At 61.4% G+C, this 17749-nt stretch carries 17 protein-coding genes; 7 read left to right on the top strand and 10 right to left on the bottom strand.

Features of this window, described 5'->3' with window-relative positions; translation table 11 throughout:
* Positions 1 to 16 precede the first annotated feature (16 nt).
* The 6 genes from holA to VDP81_RS12135 form a co-directional block, all read right to left on the bottom strand.
* Entirely contained in the window at positions 17 to 1063 is a 1047-nt protein-coding gene (gene holA, locus VDP81_RS12110; RefSeq protein WP_322997062.1) for a DNA polymerase III subunit delta, read from the bottom strand.
* A 4-nt stretch (positions 1064 to 1067) separates the two neighbouring features.
* Positions 1068 to 1691 (bottom strand): LPS assembly lipoprotein LptE, encoded by a 624-nt coding sequence (lptE, locus tag VDP81_RS12115; protein ID WP_322997063.1) that lies wholly within the window; start codon positions 1689 to 1691, stop codon positions 1068 to 1070.
* A 3-nt stretch (positions 1692 to 1694) separates the two neighbouring features.
* A complete protein-coding gene (gene leuS / locus VDP81_RS12120; protein WP_323012479.1) occupies positions 1695 to 4346 on the bottom strand; it encodes a leucine--tRNA ligase in 2652 nt (883 codons plus the stop codon).
* 132 nt (positions 4347 to 4478) lie between these two features.
* Entirely contained in the window at positions 4479 to 4646 is a 168-nt protein-coding gene (gene rpmG / locus VDP81_RS12125) for a 50S ribosomal protein L33 (RefSeq protein ID WP_200235501.1), read from the bottom strand.
* 18 nt (positions 4647 to 4664) lie between these two features.
* A complete protein-coding gene (gene rpmB, locus VDP81_RS12130; RefSeq protein WP_322997065.1) occupies positions 4665 to 4901 on the bottom strand; it encodes a 50S ribosomal protein L28 in 237 nt (78 codons plus the stop codon).
* 62 nt (positions 4902 to 4963) lie between these two features.
* Entirely contained in the window at positions 4964 to 6118 is a 1155-nt protein-coding gene (locus VDP81_RS12135; RefSeq protein ID WP_323012480.1) for a Bcr/CflA family multidrug efflux MFS transporter, read from the bottom strand.
* A 126-nt stretch (positions 6119 to 6244) separates the two neighbouring features.
* On the opposite strand from VDP81_RS12135, the gene VDP81_RS12140 reads away from it, so the two are divergent.
* The 4 genes from VDP81_RS12140 (at position 6245) to VDP81_RS12155 (ending at position 10973) form a co-directional block, all read left to right on the top strand.
* Entirely contained in the window at positions 6245 to 7504 is a 1260-nt protein-coding gene (locus VDP81_RS12140; protein WP_322997067.1) for a class I SAM-dependent methyltransferase, read from the top strand.
* Between the two features lie 309 nt (positions 7505 to 7813).
* Positions 7814 to 8869, top strand: a complete 1056-nt coding sequence (locus tag VDP81_RS12145) for an ABC transporter substrate-binding protein (protein ID WP_323012481.1) — start codon at positions 7814 to 7816, stop codon at positions 8867 to 8869.
* Between the two features lie 9 nt (positions 8870 to 8878).
* Positions 8879 to 9733, top strand: a complete 855-nt coding sequence (locus tag VDP81_RS12150; RefSeq protein WP_322997069.1) for a proline/glycine betaine ABC transporter permease — start codon at positions 8879 to 8881, stop codon at positions 9731 to 9733.
* A 1-nt stretch (position 9734) separates the two neighbouring features.
* A complete protein-coding gene (locus VDP81_RS12155) occupies positions 9735 to 10973 on the top strand; it encodes a glycine betaine/L-proline ABC transporter ATP-binding protein (protein WP_323012482.1) in 1239 nt (412 codons plus the stop codon).
* Here VDP81_RS12155 and VDP81_RS12160 read toward each other — a convergent pair.
* From VDP81_RS12160 to radC, 4 genes are all read right to left on the bottom strand, one after another.
* Positions 10962 to 12362 (bottom strand): MATE family efflux transporter, encoded by a 1401-nt coding sequence (locus tag VDP81_RS12160; RefSeq protein WP_322997071.1) that lies wholly within the window; start codon positions 12360 to 12362, stop codon positions 10962 to 10964. The genes VDP81_RS12155 and VDP81_RS12160 overlap by 12 nt on opposite strands.
* 24 nt (positions 12363 to 12386) lie before the next feature.
* A complete protein-coding gene (locus VDP81_RS12165) occupies positions 12387 to 14141 on the bottom strand; it encodes a glycosyltransferase (protein WP_323012483.1) in 1755 nt (584 codons plus the stop codon).
* A gap of 114 nt (positions 14142 to 14255) precedes the next feature.
* Positions 14256 to 14516 carry a type B 50S ribosomal protein L31 gene (locus VDP81_RS12170; RefSeq protein ID WP_322997386.1) on the bottom strand — a complete coding sequence of 87 codons (261 nt, stop codon included), beginning with the start codon at positions 14514 to 14516 and terminating at the stop codon, positions 14256 to 14258.
* Between the two features lie 141 nt (positions 14517 to 14657).
* Entirely contained in the window at positions 14658 to 15335 is a 678-nt protein-coding gene (gene radC / locus VDP81_RS12175) for a RadC family protein (RefSeq protein ID WP_323012484.1), read from the bottom strand.
* Between the two features lie 48 nt (positions 15336 to 15383).
* On the opposite strand from radC, the gene VDP81_RS12180 reads away from it, so the two are divergent.
* Genes VDP81_RS12180 through VDP81_RS12190 form a run of 3 tightly spaced genes read left to right on the top strand, consistent with a single transcriptional unit; the run spans position 15384 to position 17730 of the window.
* The gene (locus VDP81_RS12180) at positions 15384 to 15857 is read left to right on the top strand and encodes an FKBP-type peptidyl-prolyl cis-trans isomerase (protein ID WP_322997387.1); all 474 of its coding nucleotides are present in this window, start codon (positions 15384 to 15386) and stop codon (positions 15855 to 15857) included.
* A complete protein-coding gene (gene ispH / locus VDP81_RS12185) occupies positions 15857 to 16846 on the top strand; it encodes a 4-hydroxy-3-methylbut-2-enyl diphosphate reductase (protein WP_322997074.1) in 990 nt (329 codons plus the stop codon). The genes VDP81_RS12180 and ispH overlap by 1 nt, the downstream gene beginning before the upstream one ends.
* Complete coding sequence (locus VDP81_RS12190) at positions 16846 to 17730, top strand: NAD(P)-dependent oxidoreductase (RefSeq protein WP_322997075.1); 885 nt, start codon at positions 16846 to 16848, stop codon at positions 17728 to 17730. Before ispH ends, VDP81_RS12190 begins: the two co-directional genes overlap by 1 nt.
* Positions 17731 to 17749: the final 19 nt, after the last annotated feature.

The following is a 17749-nucleotide window of genomic DNA, read 5'->3' on the forward strand; positions in this document are numbered from 1 at the left end:
CTGGAGGGCAATGGGGTCAGTGGCGTCGGACGCCTGCGGTGGCGATGCGCAGGGTCAGGCGGGCGAGTTCGTCCCAGGGGTCGGTCAGTTGGCCGACCACCGGAATGCCTTTGATCAGGCTGTCGATTTCATGGGCATGGCGCAGGGCCAGCGGCCAGGTTCGTGCAGGCACGCGCTGCAGGGCCTGGCGGATCAGGCGTTCGCGCGGGCCAAAAACCCGCTGGCTGCGCATGGCGGCATCCGGGTTGGGGTCGGCGCTGATGCGGTTGATGATGCGGATTTCTTCGCCCACGGCCCACAACACCAGCACCAGGGCCTCGCCTTCGGCCCGCAGGCCGTTCAAGACCGTCAAGGCGCGGTCGGCCTGGCCTGCCAGCATGGCGTCGCGCAGGTCGTACAGGTTATAGCGGGCGACGTTCAGTACGGCGGCCTGGACTTGTTCCAGCGTCAGATGACCTGCGGGGTGCAGCAGGGCGAGCTTCAGGATTTCCTGGTGGGCGGCCAGCAGGTTGCCCTCGACTTTGTCGCTGAGCCAGGCCAGGGTTTCTGGGCTGGTGTCCTGCTGTTGTCTGGCCAGGCGGGTGGCAATCCAGTCGGGCAGCGCGGTGCGCTGGATCGAAGGGATGTCTTGCCAGAGCGCCTGTTTTTTCAGGGCCTGGACCCACTTGCCTTGTTGAGTGGCCCGGTCCAGTGCCGGCAGCCTGATCAGGACTTTGAGGTCGGGCATTTGATCCTGGCTGCACAGGGCAGCCAGCTGCTGCAGGGCGTCGGAGCCGGTCTTGCCGGGCTTGCCGGTGGGCAGGCTGATCTCCAGCAGGCGTAAATCGCCAAACAGCGAGGTATTGCGGGCGCTGGCCAGCGCCTGGCTCCAGTCGCTGCGGGCATCCATGACCAGATGGGTGCGCTCGCTGCAGCCTTGGCGGACTGCGGCTGCGCGGTAGGCATCGGCGACCTCGGTCACCAGCAGGATCTCGTCGCCCGACAACACCATGCAAGACGCCAGCGCCTGCCCTGTCGCCAGCCCGTCGATCAGCTGCTGGGCATCTGGTGCGCGGCTGTTCATGGCTTTAGTGCGTCAACTGGCTGGGAGAGCCCAGGCGGTTGGCGCGATCAAGCTGCGCCGGACTGTCGTCAGGCATGGTGCCCATGGGCTGCTCGGCGGCATTGTTGTAGGCGGCCAGCACATCAGGTGCGCTGATGCGGCGCAGGATCTGGGTGCTGAGACTGTTGCGCATGTCGACAAAAGTATGGGCGATTTCGCTTTCCTTGGCCTGGACGATGCGCTCGTTGTAGGGCAGTTCGCGGATGCGCTGCAAGGTCGTGGGTGGCAGCAGGATGCGGCCGGCCCGATCCAGCAGTTCGAAGGTGAACTCCAGGCTGAGTTCATATTCCTCGACCCGGCCCTCGGCATCGATGGACAGCTGGCGCAGGTTTTCAGATTCGGAAATCTGGTGCAGATAGACATCGGCCTGATTACGCTGTGGCACGAACTTTGTCTCTGGGGAGTTGGCCAGAATGATGCGTTGCAGGTTGGCACCGGCGACCGTATCCAGATTGATGTTGGTGTAGATGCTGTGATAGGGCAGGGGGGCGGCCTGTTTCAGGTGAAAGCCACAGGCGCTCAGGGCCATCAGGCCCAGCAGCACCCCGGTCCAGCGCAAGATTCGTGCAGCGGCAGTAGTCAGGCTCATGATTTATCCGACGACGTTGACCAGGCGTCCGGGTACGACGATGACGCGTTTTGGGGGGCGGCCTTCCAGGAAGCGCCCAACGACCTCGTGGTCGCGGGCGAGCGCTTCAATCGCGGCTTTGTCGGCTGCCTGCGGGACGCTGAGCTGTCCACGGACCTTGCCGTTGACCTGCAGCACCAGGCTGACTGTATCGGCCAGCAGGGCGGTTTGGTCGACCTCTGGCCAGGGCGCGTCCAGCAAGTCGCCCAGGTGGTCGGCCAGCCCTAGATCGCGCCACAGATGCCAGGTGATATGTGGCACCACCGGGTACAGCACCCGCAGCAGTATCGAGGTGGTTTCAGCCAGAGCAGCCCCGCCGACTCCTGCCTGGGCGGCGGATTCCAGCGTATTGAGCATTTTCATGGCGGTGGAAACCACCGTGTTGTACTGGATGCGCTGGTAGTCGTAGTCGGCTTGCTTCAACAGGCCATGGATGCTGCGGCGCAGATCCGCCTGGGCGTCGTCCAGGTCGGCCCAGACCGTCGGCAATTGGGCGTGTTGGCGCAGCACATCGCGCTGTGTCTGGCAGAAGGTCCACAGGCGGCGCAAGAACCGGTGCGCTCCATCGACCCCGGAGTCAGACCATTCCAGGGTCTGTTCGGGGGGGCTGGCGAACATGACGAACAGGCGGGCGGTGTCGGCCCCCATGCTGTCGATCAGGGACTGAGGGTCCACGCCGTTGTTTTTGGATTTCGACATGGTGCCGATGCCGCCGTAATCAATGGCGGAGCCATCGGACTTCAGCTGTGCGCCGATGATGGCGCCCTTGTCGTCCGTGAGGTTGTCAACGTCTTCCGGCCAGAAGTATTCCGTGCCGCCGCGTTCGTTTTTGCGCGAATAGATGTGGTTCAGGACCATGCCCTGACACAGCAGCTTGGTGAAGGGCTCGGAAAACGACAGCATGCCCAGATCGCGCATGACGCGCGTCCAGAAGCGTGCATACAGCAGGTGCAGAACCGCGTGTTCGATGCCGCCGATGTACTGGTCCATGGGCATCCAGTAATCGTTGCGGGCATCTACCATGGCCTGATCGTTGCCGGGCGAGGTATAGCGCATGAAATACCAGGATGAATCGATAAAGGTATCCATGGTGTCGGTTTCGCGCCGGGCGGGTTTGCCGCACGATGGGCAATGGCAGGCCAGAAAGCCTTCGTGCTTGGCCAGCGGGTTGCCGCTGCCATCGGGGACCAGATCGTCGGGCAGGACCACGGGCAGGTCTTTTTCGGGGACAGGCACCGGGCCGCAGTCTGCGCAGTGAATGATGGGGATGGGCGTGCCCCAGTAGCGTTGGCGGGAAATCCCCCAGTCGCGCAGTCGCCAGGTGGTGCGCAGCTGGCCCAAACCCATGGCCGTCAGGTCGGCGGCAATCGCCTGGATGGCCTGGGCGGTGGTCAGGCCGTCGTATTTTCCGGAATTGATGGTGTGGCCGATTTGCTTGTCGCCGTACCAGTCCTGCCAGGCGCTGTCCGACCAGGTCTGGCCTTGGGCATCGATGACCTGATGGATGGGCAGCGCGTATTTCAGGGCAAAGGCGAAATCCCGCTCGTCGTGGGCGGGTACGCCCATGACAGCCCCGTCGCCATAGCTCATCAGCACATAATTACCCACCCAGACGGGGATGGCTTGGCCGGTCAGCGGATGGGTGACATGCAGGCCTGTGGGCAGGCCTTCTTTTTCTCGGGTGGCAAGTTCGGCTTCGGTGGTGCCGCCCTGGCGGCAGTGTTCGATGAAGGCGGCCAGGCTGGGGTTGTCCTGGGCAGCGTGGGTGGCCAGCGGATGTTCGGGGGCCACGGCGCAGAAGGTCACCCCCATGATGGTGTCCGCCCGGGTGGTGAAGACATGCATCAGGCCGTCCTGAATCAACTGGCCGTCGTGGTTGCGGATATCGTGACGAAAGGCAAAACGCACGCCTTCGCTACGACCGATCCAGTTTTCCTGCATCAGGCGCACGCGCTCGGGCCAGCCCGGCAGGCCGTCTTCCAGGGTGTCCAGCAGTTCGCCGGCATAGTCCGTGATGCGCAGGTAGTAGCCAGGGATTTCACGTTTTTCGACGGGTGCGCCGGAACGCCAGCCGCGCCCGTCGATGACCTGTTCATTGGCCAGCACGGTCTGATCCACCGGGTCCCAGTTGACGACCTGGGTCTTGCGGTAGGCAATGCCTTTTTCCAGCATTTTCAGGAACAGCCATTGGTTCCATTTGTAGTAAGCCGGGTCGCAAGCGCACATTTCGCGAGACCAGTCGATGGCCAGTCCCATCGCCTGCATCTGCTTTTTCATGTAGGCGATATTGTCGTAAGTCCATTTGGCGGGCGGCACGCCGGATTTCATGGCGGCGTTCTCAGCGGGCATGCCAAAGGCATCCCAACCCATCGGCATCAGCACGTTGTATCCGCGCATACGCAACTGCCGGGTCATCATGTCGTTGATGGTGTAGTTGCGCACATGGCCCATGTGCAGCTTGCCGCTGGGGTACGGCAGCATCGAGCAGGCGTAGAACTTTGGTTTGGGTGAGCCGTCGGCGTTGGTGGCGTATTCAGTGACGCGATAGACGTCATCGGTGCGCCAATGGTTCTGGGCGTCGGATTCGACCTGGTTCGGAAGATAGCGTTGCTGCATGGGCTTGTTTAGGATGATTGAATGTGATGGACCAAGCTGACCATTATAAGGGCTGGTGCCCATAAAAAAATCCCCGCACCAAGGCGGGGACTTTGAGAAACCGGTGAGACGGTCCGGGAGAGGCATCCCGGTTTATTTCAGCTTGGTTTCCTTGTATTCGACGTGCTTGCGAACCACCGGATCAAATTTCTTGATCAGCATTTTTTCCGGCATGTTGCGCTTGTTTTTTGTGGTCGTGTAGAAGTGACCAGTACCAGCTGTGGATTCCAGCTTGATTTTTTCACGGATACCTTTTGCCATGATGTGCTCCTAGGCCGATCAGGCCAGTTCGCCGCGGGCACGCAGGTCGGCCAGGACGGCGTCGATGCCGTTCTTGTCGATGGTGCGCAGGGCGTTGGTGGATACGCGAAGACGTACCCAACGGTTTTCGGATTCGACCCAAAACCGGCGTGATTGCAGGTTGGGCAGGAAACGACGCTTGGTTTTGTTGTTAGCGTGCGAAACATTGTTGCCCACCATTGGGCCTTTGCCGGTTACTTGGCATACGCGTGCCATGGTCTCACCTCTGTGTTTATATCAGGAAAGCCTGTAATTCTATACTGAAACAGGCGTTTTTATCAAGTCCGCTGGGCATGACGCATACCAAAGCGGCCAAACAACCAGGATAACAGAGCGCATGCGGCCAGCACGGAGGTCAGTGGCAAGGGGCTGTTCGTATGCCACAGACTGACGGCCAGCCCGGCGCTTGCCCCGCAAAACATTTGCAAAGATCCCATCAGCGCCGATGCCGTGCCCAGACGCGGGCCCTGTTCGGCCAGCGCCAAGGCTGCCGCATTGGGGCCGACAAAGCCTTGGCTGGCCATGAATCCCATCAGGCACACCATCAGCAGGGGCAGGTTGATCCAGCCCGCCAGGGTCAGGACCAGAGCCGCCAGGGTCATCAGGACCAGCGTGAATTGCGAGTGCAGGAGCAGCGTCTGTGGCCGGTGGCGGTTCAGCAGGCGGGCGCTGAACTGGGCCGCCAGTATCAGGCTGAGGGCGTTCAGGCCGAACAGCAGGCCGAACCAGCGCGGGTCGATGCCGTAGATGTTGATGAAGACCAGGGGAGAACCCGAAATGTAGGCAAACAGACCAGCCGTCCCCATGCCGCCCGCCAGCGAATAGCCCATGAAGCCGCGATGCGCCAGCAGATGGCGGAAATTGCGCATGATCGTGCTGACCGCCAAAGGCGTGCGGCGTTCTGGCGCCAGGGATTCGCGCATGCGCAGCAGTACCGTCAGCCACAGCCCGGCACCGAACAAGGCCATCAGGTAAAACACGGTGCGCCAGGAGCCCAGGGTGACTGCCTGTCCGCCCAGCAGAGGGGCTGCAATCGGCATGACCCCCATCACCAGCATCAGCAGCGATAGCGCCTTTGCGGCTTCTTGTGTGTCCAGATAGTCGCGCACGACAGCGCGCGGCACCACCATCCCTGCCGCCCCGCCGAAAGCCTGTACGGCGCGCCAGGCCATCAAGTGTTCGATATCCTGGCTGACGGCACAGGCCAATGAGGCCACGGTGAACAGGGTCAGGCCGCACAGCAGCGGCACGCGCCGCCCATAGCGATCCGTCAGGGGGCCGTATAGCAGTTGGGCCAGCGCCAGGCCCAGCAGGTAGCTGGCCAGCGTGCGCTCGACCAGGCCTTGGGACACCTGCAGCTCTTGGGCGATATCGCCAAAAGCGGGCAGGTACATGTCGATGGCCAAGGGGCCCAGCGCGGCTAGCGCGCCCATCAGGACCAGCCAGGACGGCATTAAAGAAGGGAAGAAACGGGGCATAGGCAATAGGGGGAAAGCAACGAAATCAGGGTATTTGGCGCTAATATAACAACGTCCTGATTTGAACTGAGGGAGGCTCTGTTGACTGCCATCGCATCCATCATCGAGAACAAACTTGGGTCATTGTCCATTCCGGTCTCCATGCAGTTGCCGGATGGCGAGAAAATAGGCCCTTCTGATGCCCGATTACATTTTAATATTCGGGATAGCGTGGTCCTTGGCCACTTTGTCGCGGGCGAGGTCGGCGCACTGGGCGAAGATTACGTCGATGGAAAATTTGAATTCAGCGGTACCATGCGCGATCTGATGCGCTTGGCGGCGGGGATTTTGCCGGGTTCGCCCGTCGCGGCGGCGCAGCAGGGCTGGTTTACCGGCCTGATTCAGCGCCTGGTATCGGTCTGGCGCCACTCAGAGGACCGCGACGCCCGCCAGATCGAGTTCCATTACGACCTATCAGACGAATTCTATGCCCTTTGGCTGGACCCACGCAGGGTGTATTCCTGCGCCTATTATCGACAGCCCGACATGACCGTGGCCCAGGCCCAGGAAGCCAAGCTCGATCATATCTGCCGCAAGCTCGCCTTGAAAACCGGCGAGCGTTTCCTGGACGTGGGCGGGGGCTGGGGGGGGCTGATGCTGTGGGCGGCCGAACACTACGATATTGATGTCACCGGCATCACGCTGTCGCATCACCAACATGATTACGTCAATCAGCTGATCCAGGAAAAGGGCCTCGCGGGCCGGGTGCGCATGCATCTGCTGGATTACCGCAAGCTCGACGAGACCCAGCCCTACGACAAGATATCCTCTGTGGGTATGTTCGAGCACGTGGGTCGATCACAACTAGTGGGGTATTTTTCCAAGCTGCGGCGTCTGGTGCGCCCAGGTGGTCTGATCCTGAATCACGGCATCACGGCAGGCGGCATCAGCAATACGGACTTGGGGGCCGGCATGGGGGACTTCATCGAGAAATTCATTTTTCCCGGTGGTGAACTCTCGCATATTCACTATGTGTTGCAAGCCATGGCAGAGGCCGGTCTGGAAGACCTGGATGTCGAAAACATCCGACCCCATTATGCCCGGACACTATGGGCCTGGAGCGACGCCCTGGAGGCCAGGCTGGACCAGGCCCGCGCCATCTTGAACACCCCCGAGGGCGAACGATCCTTGCGGGCGTATCGCATGTATCTGGCGGGGTGTGCCATGGGCTTTGAGTATGGCTGGATTGCCCTGCATCAGATTATCGCCCAGCCCCAATCCACGGGGCGCACCGACGAACTCGATTATCCGGTGGATCTGACATATCCGTGGCGTCGGGATTATATTTATCAGCAGACTTGAACCCTGCACAGCCCCCCTGTCAATGCCTGTTTACAGGGGGGTTAAATCATGGTTTACTAAAAGATCCTTTATTTTCTGTGATTTAGCGTGTAAAATATTGCTTCTTTCAGTATTTTAGTACGTCGGTATTTCAATTCTGTTCGTGACGAATTCTGGATTTCAGACCCTTCGTCTTCGACTGTCCACGGTGCCACGCACCTGCAGTGTCGGTATGTATTGGCGGTTCTTACTGTCTTCCGCACACCCTCCCCTAAGCTATGGCGTCCGGCGCGTTTGCGTCAGGCGTCTCCGTAACCCAAAGGAGGCTTTATGTCTGTTTTTTCTCATCAACCGCATGATGCGGCTTCTTCCCCCCGTTACACCAAACCGGTCCTGAGCCTGGCGCTGGCTGCGGCATTATCCGGTCTGTTCATGGCCCCCTCGGTGGCCCTGGCCGCTGATGCGCCGCAATGCGAGCTGGATCGCCCGATGCGCTTTGGCGGCATGAATTGGGAATCCAATCTGGTGCTGGTCGAAGTCGAACGCTTCATCATCAAGAACGGCTACGGCTGCGAATCCGAGGTCCTGCCCACTGAAACCCTGCCGGCGCTGGCCGCCCTGCAGCGCGGGGATCTGGACATCAATAGCGAGGTCTGGCTGAACAGCACGCTAGAGCCCTGGACCAAGGCCGAGGCCACCGGCAAGGTCAAACGCATTGGCGATATCTACATGGGCGGCGAAGCCTGGTTCATTCCAAAATACACCGCCGAACGCCTGCCTGACCTGAAAAAGGCCGCCGATCTGCCGAAATACTGGAAGGATTTCAAGGACCCCGAGGAACCCACAAAGGGACGGTTCTATGGCTGCCCGGCTGGCTGGGGCTGCGAGGTCGTCAGCACGAATCTATTCAAGGCCTTGGGCCTGGGGGACACCTACACCCTGTTTTCGCCCGGCACAGGTGCCACCCAGAAGGCCGCGCTGACGGCTGCCTACAACCGCAAGGAAAACGTAGTTTTCTACTACTGGTATCCCACACCGCTGGTGGGTTCCATGGATCTGGTCAAGCTCGAATTGCCGCCTTACGATGCGGCACAGCAAAAATGCCTGACCGATCCAAACTGCGAAAATCCGCAAGCCACCGATTATCCGGAAAACCCGGTGTTCACGGCGGTGAGCACGCAATTCACCCAGGATGCGCCGAAGCTCACCGAGTTTCTTTCCAAGGTCAAGATTCCACTGGATGACATGAACCAGGCCATGGCCTATATGGAAGAAAACGAGGCAGAGCCTGAGCCCACCGCGCAGTGGTTCCTGAAAAACAAGCAGGATGTCTGGACTCAATGGCTGTCGGCTGACGTAACAGAGCGGGTCAAGGCCGCTTTGTAAGGAATTTGCATGTTTCCTGAACTGATTTCGGCTCGGGAACTGCAACGGCCCATTGACGATTTCGTCAATGGGCTGGTCATGCAGTATTCCGATATTCTCCGCACCATCACCCAGCCATTGCTGGATCTGTTGATCTGGGCCGATCACCTGCTGCGCGATTCGCCCTGGTGGATCATCGTGCTGGCCGTGGTCGGCATTGCCTGGTTGGGCAGCCGCAAATGGCGCTTCAGCTTGGCCATGGGTGGCTTGCTGTGTCTGCTGGGGGCCATCGGCCTCTGGGAAGCCTCTATGCAGACGCTCTCGCTGATGCTGGTGGCAGTCCTTTTCTCCGTGGCGATCGGCATTCCTATGGGCATTGCCATGGCCAGTTTTCGCTGGGTACGGGCCGTCATGCTGCCGGTGCTGGATATCATGCAGACCATGCCCAGCTTCGTCTATCTGATTCCCGTCGTGATGCTGTTCAACCTGGGCAAGCTTGCGGCATTGTTTGCCACCGTCATTTACGCCGTGCCGCCTGTGATCCGCCTGACCGATCTGGGTATCCGCCTGGTCGATTCTGAAGTGCTCGAGGCCTCGCGTTCATTCGGGGCCAGCCGCACGCGCCAGTTGTTCGGGGTGCAGTTGCCCTTGGCCCTGCCCAACATCATGGCGGGCATCAATCAGACCACCATGATGGCGCTGGCCATGGTCGTGATTGCATCCATGATTGGGGTGCGCGGCCTGGGCTACGAGGTTTTGCAGGGTATCAATCGCCTGCAGGTGGGGCGTGGCCTGTTGGCGGGCATGGGGATCGTCGTGTTGGCTATTATTTTCGATCGCATCACCCAGCAGTTTGGCCAACGGCAACAAGCCCGGAGGGCCTGACATGAGCAAAATCGAAGTCCGCAATATCTATAAAATTTTCGGCCCGCACCCGGATCGCTGGCTGCAGGCCGCTCGCGACGGCTTGTCGAAAGAGGCCTTGCTCGAACGCAGTGGCCATACACTGGGTTTGCGCGATATCAGCCTGTCCATCAAGGAAGGCGATATTCATGTGATCATGGGGCTGTCGGGGTCTGGGAAGTCCACGCTGATCCGGCACTTCAATCGCCTGATCGAACCCAGCGCCGGCCAGATCCTGGTGGATGGGGTGGATGTGGTGGGCCTGAAGCCCAAGGCCCTGGAGCAGTTCCGCCAGCAAAAAATGAGCATGGTGTTTCAGCGCTTTGGCCTGTTGCCGCACCGTACCGTGCTGGATAACGCCGCCTATGGGCTGGCGGTGCAGGGCGTGCGACGTGCCCAGCGCAACGAACGCGCCATGCACTGGCTGGAACAAGTGGGCCTGTCCGGCTTCGAAGCCCAGTACCCGCATCAGTTATCGGGCGGCATGCAGCAGCGGGTGGGCCTGGCCCGGGCGCTGGCCACCGATGCCGAAATCCTGCTGATGGACGAGGCCTTTTCTGCGCTGGACCCCCTGATCCGCCATGAAATGCAGGATCAACTGCTGGCCTTGCAGGCGCGCCTGAATAAGACCATCGTCTTCATCACGCATGATCTGGATGAGGCATTGCGCCTGGGGAGCCGCATCGCTATCTTGAAGGACGGTGAGCTGATCCAGGAAGGCACTCCAGAAGACATACTCTTGTCTCCGGCCAACGACTACATCGAATCCTTCTTGCAGGATGTCAATCGGGGCAAGGTCTTGAATGCTTCGCATGCGGTCAATGAACGGCCACTCAACCTGACCATGCGTACCAAGCCCGTTCATGCGCTGGAGCGTCTGGCTGCCCGGGATTACGACTATGCCGCCGTGCTGGATGGCAAACGGCTGGCCGGCGTATTGATGCGTGCGGATGCCCAGCGTGCCGTCCAGGACGGTGCCCGCGATATTGCCCGCTACCTGAGTGACATGGCTTCTGTGCCGGCATCCGCAGGCTTGAACGAGGTCTTGGCGCAGCTGCTGCGCACACCAGCGCCGCTGGCAGTGACCGACGAACAAGGTGAATTTGTCGGGATGCTGTCGCGCAGCAAGGTTTGTGAGCTGGTCACGCCCAATGTGCCGGCAGAGTCCGAGGCGGCTGAATCCGTTGCGTCGGCCGAGGCCGACAAGGGCCTAGCCGCGTAGCAGTCCCTGGCGGTGCAGTACGTGGGCATACCAGGCAAACAGCAAGATCGAGGTCAATGCCAGGCCCACCATAGCCATGATCCACATCGTGGCTGCCCCGATGGGGGCGCCTGGCATGAACCAGTCCACCGCCGGGGCGAGCATGCCTGCTCCCGGCCCAAAGCCCAGCCACCAGCCGCCGATCAGACCCAGCCCGGTCAGGGCGATGATCTGCAGGATCAGCGGCACGATGGCGATTTTGTAGGCGCGCAGGATATAGGCGCTGACGCAGTGCATGGCATCCCAGAAATGAAACCAGGGAGCAATCTGCAATAGGGTCAGGGCGATGATCGCCACCTGTGCCTCGTTGGTGTACATCGCCACGATCGGCTGCTGCGCGAACACCAGGACCAGATTGGTCAGCAGGGCCCCGGTCATCACCAGAGCGATCCCGTGCAGGCCGGTCTGGCGTGCCTGAGCCATCTGGTGTGCGCCGACAGCCTGGGCAGTCAAGGAGGCAGTGGATAAGCTGAGCGACATGGGCAGCATGTAGCATAGGGCCATCAGATTTGCCAGGATCTGCTGGGCGCCGCTGGCGTACAGGCCATCGCGCGCCACCAGCAAGGCCATGAAGCTGAATGCGCATACTTCGATCAGATAGGACCCGCCCATAGGCAGACCCAAGCGCAGCAATTCTTTTTGGTTGGTCCAGCGTGGCCGACTGATGCGCGGTTGCAAGGCCAGAAAGGCCGGATGGCGCCTGACCATCAGCCAGCCGGCCAGCAGCATCATCCAGTTGACCACCAGGGTGGCGACCCCGGCGCCCACGGCCCCCATGGCGGGGATGCCCAGGCCACCAAAAATAAACCAGACGTTGAACAGCAGTTTAAAGGCGACGCTGCCGAGGTTGATCAGCATCACGCCACGGGTCTGTGAAATGGCGGTCGCAGTGGCGTAAATTGTGCGAAACAGCAGTGCCGATGGCAGGGCCAGGGCCAGGGCAATCAGATAACCTGCCACGCGCTCGCGCACGGCAGGTTCGATATTGCCGGATAAGGACAGCCAGATGTCCGGCAGCAGCAGGCTGGCGCCACCCACCACCGACAGCGCCAGCGCCAGCCAGACCCCTTGGCCCCAGGCGTGCCCCGCCTGGCTTAGTTCGCGCGCGCCGAAATGCTGGGCAACGATAGGAATCAGCGCATGGATCACCCCCATCAGGCCCACGAACACCGTGATGTAGATCGAGGCGCCCAGTGCCATGGCCTGCAGGTCGATGGCGTCGGTATGGCCCACCATGGCGGTGTCCAGCACGGCAAAGATAATCCCTGCCCAGGAACTGACGAGAATAGGCCAGGATTGCTGCAGAATCGTGCGCCAGGGCGCAGTCGCTGCCTGGATGGATGCGAGCATGGTCAGGGTTTAGGCGGTAAAAAATCAGGAGGCGGGCTGTGTGCGTACCAGTCGGAACATTTCGTGTCGATCAGGCCCGCGTCGGCCCTCCCAGAGAATCGTGTGGTCAGGTGTCGATGGGCGGTCGGCCTCAGGGCTGTGCATGTCCAGTTGCTGCAACAATAAGGGGCACTGGGGATCGAATCTGAATTCGATCCGGTCAAAGACCAGAAATGAGGCGCGCTGGCCGCTGCCCAGACTTTGGGTGCGGATGCATTCGCCGGGTTTTTGTGCCTGTGCCAATACCTGGGCCAAGGCCCCGGAGACGTCACGGTAGCTGCGGACATAGTCCAGGGCCGGCATCCACAGCGTGGCCAGCAGCAGCCAGGTCGTCAGCAGCCCGCCGGCCGACAGTGCCGTTCCGCGCCACAGGCCGACAGGGTGGCTGCGCAGCCGCCAAACTACCAGGGCAATCCAGGCGATGGTGCCCAAGACAGCAATCAGCAATGCGGGCCAGACGATATAGGCGTCGAATCCACGGGTCTGGCGGGCGATATTGGCGGCGATCTGACCGGGCCAGCCGGTTTGTAGGGCGATCCAGCCCAGCCACACGGTGGCCGCTGTCAGGGAAAAACACATGACGGCAAACCAATCCAGTGTATTGATCACCCCACGGCGCAGGGTAGGCAATGCGAAGGCGGCCAGGACTGCGCTGGGAATCGCCAGCATGCTGTATTCGGGCTCGAAGGGGTCGCTATTGGCCAGCAGCACTGCGAAAGCGGCCAGGGCAAACCCCAAGGGAATGCGGATATGGGGGGCGTTGAACCAGCCGCGCCAACGCCACAGAGCCAGCAGCGCCAAAGGCCAGGTAGGCCACAGAAACCAGGGCAGGTCGCGCACGATACTGAGCCAGGCACGGGCGCTGGGCCAACTGAAGGCATGCGCTGACCACCGCAGCCACTGTGTCGTCCAGTAGGGGCCGAAGGTGCGGGCAGGTATCCACCACAGCAATGCCAGGCCGGCCCCGATCAACAGGCTGAGAATCAGCCATTGGCGGGCCTGGGCCAGTGGCCCATGTCGCAGGAAAATAAACAGGCAAGCCAGTAGCACGGGCAGGCTGCCCAGCCAGCCGCGTGCCAGGAATGCCGCCCCCAGGGCCACCCCCAGGGTCACGGCCCCGGAGATGGGATGATCCAGCATGCGGGCCACAGCGTAAAAGGCCAGGGCCTGGCAGGCAATCACCGCAGGGACCTCGGAGGTCTCGTGCATGCGCCAGATAATGCCTGCGGTGGCCACGATCAACAGCAGGGCGGCATCGGCCAGCATGCGGCCATAGTCGCGCTCTGTGGGCTCGCCGCCAAAGGGCAGGGCCAGCGGCTGGGCTTCGGGGCGTCGTCCCAGCAGATAAGTGCCATACCAGATGGCGCTGGTGAGGATGGCAAACCACAGAATATTCGGGAGCCGCGAGGCGATGATGGCGGCGTTCAGCGGGCTGAAGAAGAATTCCAGGATAGGGCTGAAGGCCCAGATGCAGGCCGCGCCTATCCAGGTGACCAGGGGCCCATCCTGGGCCTGGGCCAGTTGGCCTACCTGCGGTAGCAGCCAAGCGTGATCCTGGCCGGACAGGGCAGTCAGCATGGTGGCCAGGCTGACCACGTCGTCGGTCTTCCAGGGGTCGCGATAGAACAGTCCGGCCAGAATATAGACTAGGCCCACCGTCACCAAAAACAGGCGTGGAAGTTTTGCCGCTGCCGTGGCGGTCAGCCGGGCAGGCGTGGATCGCAGAGATTCAGTGCTCACGGATAGGCCAACGGAGAGGGGATGGAACCCATGTTAAATGAAAAAGGCAGCCCGTCGGCTGCCTTTTTGTTCAGCATATGCCGGGCTTGCGCCAGGCATGATCGCAGGGTGCGTTTATTTCTTGACCGTGCCAGCCGTGCGAGCAAACCGGGCGCGGAATTTCTCGACGCGGCCGGTCTCGACGATGCGCGTCTGGGCGCCCGTGTAGAACGGATGCGATTCGGAGGTCACGTCGCACTTGAACAGCGGGTAGGTCTTGCCGTCGATTTCGGTGTTTTCACGCGAATTCAACGACGAGCGCGAGATGAATTTGTTGCCGGTCTGCAGGTCCAGGAACACGACCTCGCGGTATTCGGGGTGGATGCCTTCTTTCATGATGAAGTCCGTAGTGATAATAAGGGGGTCGCCAGCCAGATGGACGGGGTTCGCCAGCCTGTCGGCCATAGAACGCAACCCCATCAATAATCCCAGCAACGTATCCAAGATAAGCCAGTGATTCTACCATAATGTCGCGCATCAGACCTGTCCGCGCTCCGCCAAGGAGGTCACTTCGGTGGCCCCCACGACCAGATGGTCCAGCAAGCGCACATCCACCAGGGCCAGGGCCTGCTTCAACTGGCGCGTCAGGGCAATGTCGGCAGGGCTGGGTTCGGCCAGGCCCGACGGATGGTTATGCGCCAGGATCAGGGCGGCGGCATGGTGACTCAGGGCTGCCCGCACGACTTCGCGCGGATAGACCGACGCGTGCGACAGTGTGCCTCGGGCGATTTCCATGCAATCGATCAACTGCAGCTGGGTATCCAGAAACAGGGCAATGCAGTGTTCTACCCGCAGATGCGCCAGGCGCATGGCGCAGTATTGCTTGACCCGTTCGGGTTGGTTCAGGGTGCAGCCATTGCGCAAGGGTTCCTCCAGGGCGCGTCGTCCCAGTTCCTGCACGGCCAGCAGTTCGCAGGTCTTGGCATTGCCGATGCCGGGAAACGCCAACAGGGCGCTGGCCTCGGCCGACAGCAGAGGCCTCAGGCCGCCAAAATGCTCGATAAGATCGTGCCCCATGCGCACGGCATTGCGTCCGCGTGTGCCCGTGCGTAACAAGATGGCCAGCAGCTCGGCCGAGGTCAGCGCCGCCGCGCCGTGGCGCAGCAGGCGCTCGCGGGGACGTTCGTTGCAGGGGGATTGCCTGAGTTGTGGCATGATAGGCCTTAAAATGTGCGGGTTTGTCTGTTTTTTGATGGGTGATCCATTTTGACCTCTACTCATGACGTTGCACATGTTCGTGCGGACTCTTATGTCACGTTGCACTACCGTATTGAACCCCTGACCGGGCCTGCGGCGGGGACCGCCTTCGTGGATACCTTCCTGGGCCGCCCGGCTACCTTGCAACTGGGCATGGGCCAATGGGCGCCGGGCCTCGAATCGCTCTTGCTCGATCGGCCCGAGGGCGTGCATTTCACCATCGACGTGCCCGCTGCCCAGGCCTATGGCAACCGCAATCCGGATCTGCTGCGCTGGATCGCCCACGACGAGATGGTGCGCAGTGCCCCGCCGGATACTGAATTCATCCCTGGCGAGATGATCGAGTTCGTGGCCCCCAATGGCGGGCGCTATGCGGGGGTGCTGAAGACCATCCAGGACGATTCCGCCCTGTTTGATTTCAACCATCCCCTGGCTGGCATCGATCTGCAGCTCGAGGTCCACATTCTGGGGGTGCTTTGATGGCTGATGATCTGACGCTGGTATCCGATACTGACGGCACGCAGGCCGACACCGAAATCGTGCTGGCACAGCCGCGCGGTTTCTGTGCTGGCGTGGATCGTGCCATTGACATTGTCGAGCGTGCCCTGGAAATTCATGGGGCACCCATCTATGTGCGCCACGAGATCGTCCATAACCGCTATGTGGTCGAGGACCTGCGTGCCAAAGGCGCCATTTTCATCGACGAGCTCGAAGACGCGCCTGCTGATGCCATCGTGATTTTCTCGGCCCATGGCGTTTCGCGGGCCGTGCGTGCCGAAGCCCAGCAGCGCGAACAACGTATTTTCGATGCCACGTGCCCGTTGGTCACCAAGGTTCACGTCGAGGTTGCCCGCATGCGCAAGGAAGGCCGCGAGGTCATCATGATCGGCCATCGGGGTCACCCCGAGGTCGAAGGCACGCTGGGTCAGGCCGACGAGGGCATGTACTTGGTCGAGACCATCCAGGATGTGCAGAATCTGCAGGTGCGAGATCCGGCCAATCTGGCTTTCGTCACCCAGACGACGCTTTCCATTGATGATGCCGCCCAGGTGGCCAATGCCCTGCGCATGCGTTTTCCCGGGATTGCAGAGCCCAAAAAAAGCGATATTTGCTACGCCACTCAAAACCGTCAGGATGCCGTGCGCATCATGGCGCCGCAGTGTGATCTGGTGCTGGTGGTGGGTAGTCCCAACAGCTCCAACTCGAACCGCTTGCGCGAGGTCGCCGAGCGCAAGGGGGTGACAGCTTACTTGCTGGACCACCCCGATATGGTCCAGCCCGAATGGTTGGTGAATGCCAAGCGCATTGGCGTTACCGCAGGCGCTTCGGCCCCCGAGGCGCTGGTGCAGCAGGTGCTGGATCGTCTGCACGAACTCGGTGTGCGTTCAGTGCGGCCGCTGGATGGGGTGCGTGAACAGGTCTCCTTTCCGCTGCCGCGCGAACTCTCTCGCAAAAAACAGGGTTCCTGATGAAAATAGGATTTTGTGGCTTGGGTCGCATGGGCATGCCCATGGTGCGCCGTCTCCTGCAGGCGGGCCATCAGGTCAGCGTTTGGAACCGTACGCCGGGGCCGGCGCAGCAACTGGCGGCAGAAGGTGCGCTGGTCTGCGACACCCCGCAGGCGCTTGGCCAGTCTTGTTCGCTGGTGGCGCTGTGCCTATTCGATGCGGCGGCAGTCGAGTCTGTGGTTTTTGGCCCTGCTGGTCTGGCCAGCGCCGATGGCCTGACCCTGTTGGTCGATCATTCCTCGATCCCGCCTGCGGATACCCGCCAGTTTTCTGAACGACTGCAGCAGGCCAACGGGGCAACCTGGTTGGACGCTCCGGTGTCTGGCGGTACGGGCGGGGCGGCGGCGGGGACGCTGGCTGTGATGGTGGGTGGGCCTGCTGATGCCTGTCTGACGATCACCCCCGCGCTGATGGCCTATGCTCAGCGGGTCACGCACATGGGGCCGGTGGGGGCGGGGCAGGTCACCAAACTTTGTAACCAGACGATCGTCACCACGACCATTGCCGCCCTTGCCGAGGCCGTGTCGTTGGCCCGGGACGCCGGGGTGGACGCTGCGCGCCTGCCGCAGGCGCTGGCGGGCGGCTGGGCCGATTCAACCCTGCTGCCCTTGTTCGTGCCGCGCATGTTGCAGCCAGACACGCCGGTGCATGCCAGCCTGGATACCATGCTCAAAGACATGGATACGGTGGCCGCGCTGGCGCGCCAGCAGGGCACGGCCATGCCCGTGGCGGCGACGGTGGGCCAAGGCTTGCGGCTGGCCAGCCGCAAGGGGCTGGGGGCGGGGGATGCTTCCGGCTTGATCCGTCTGTATGATCATATTTCTGAACACTCAACCAATTCCTGACCTATCCACACCGGAGATC

The organism is Castellaniella sp. (genome assembly GCF_034675845.1).
Classification (GTDB): Bacteria; Pseudomonadota; Gammaproteobacteria; order Burkholderiales; family Burkholderiaceae_B; genus Castellaniella.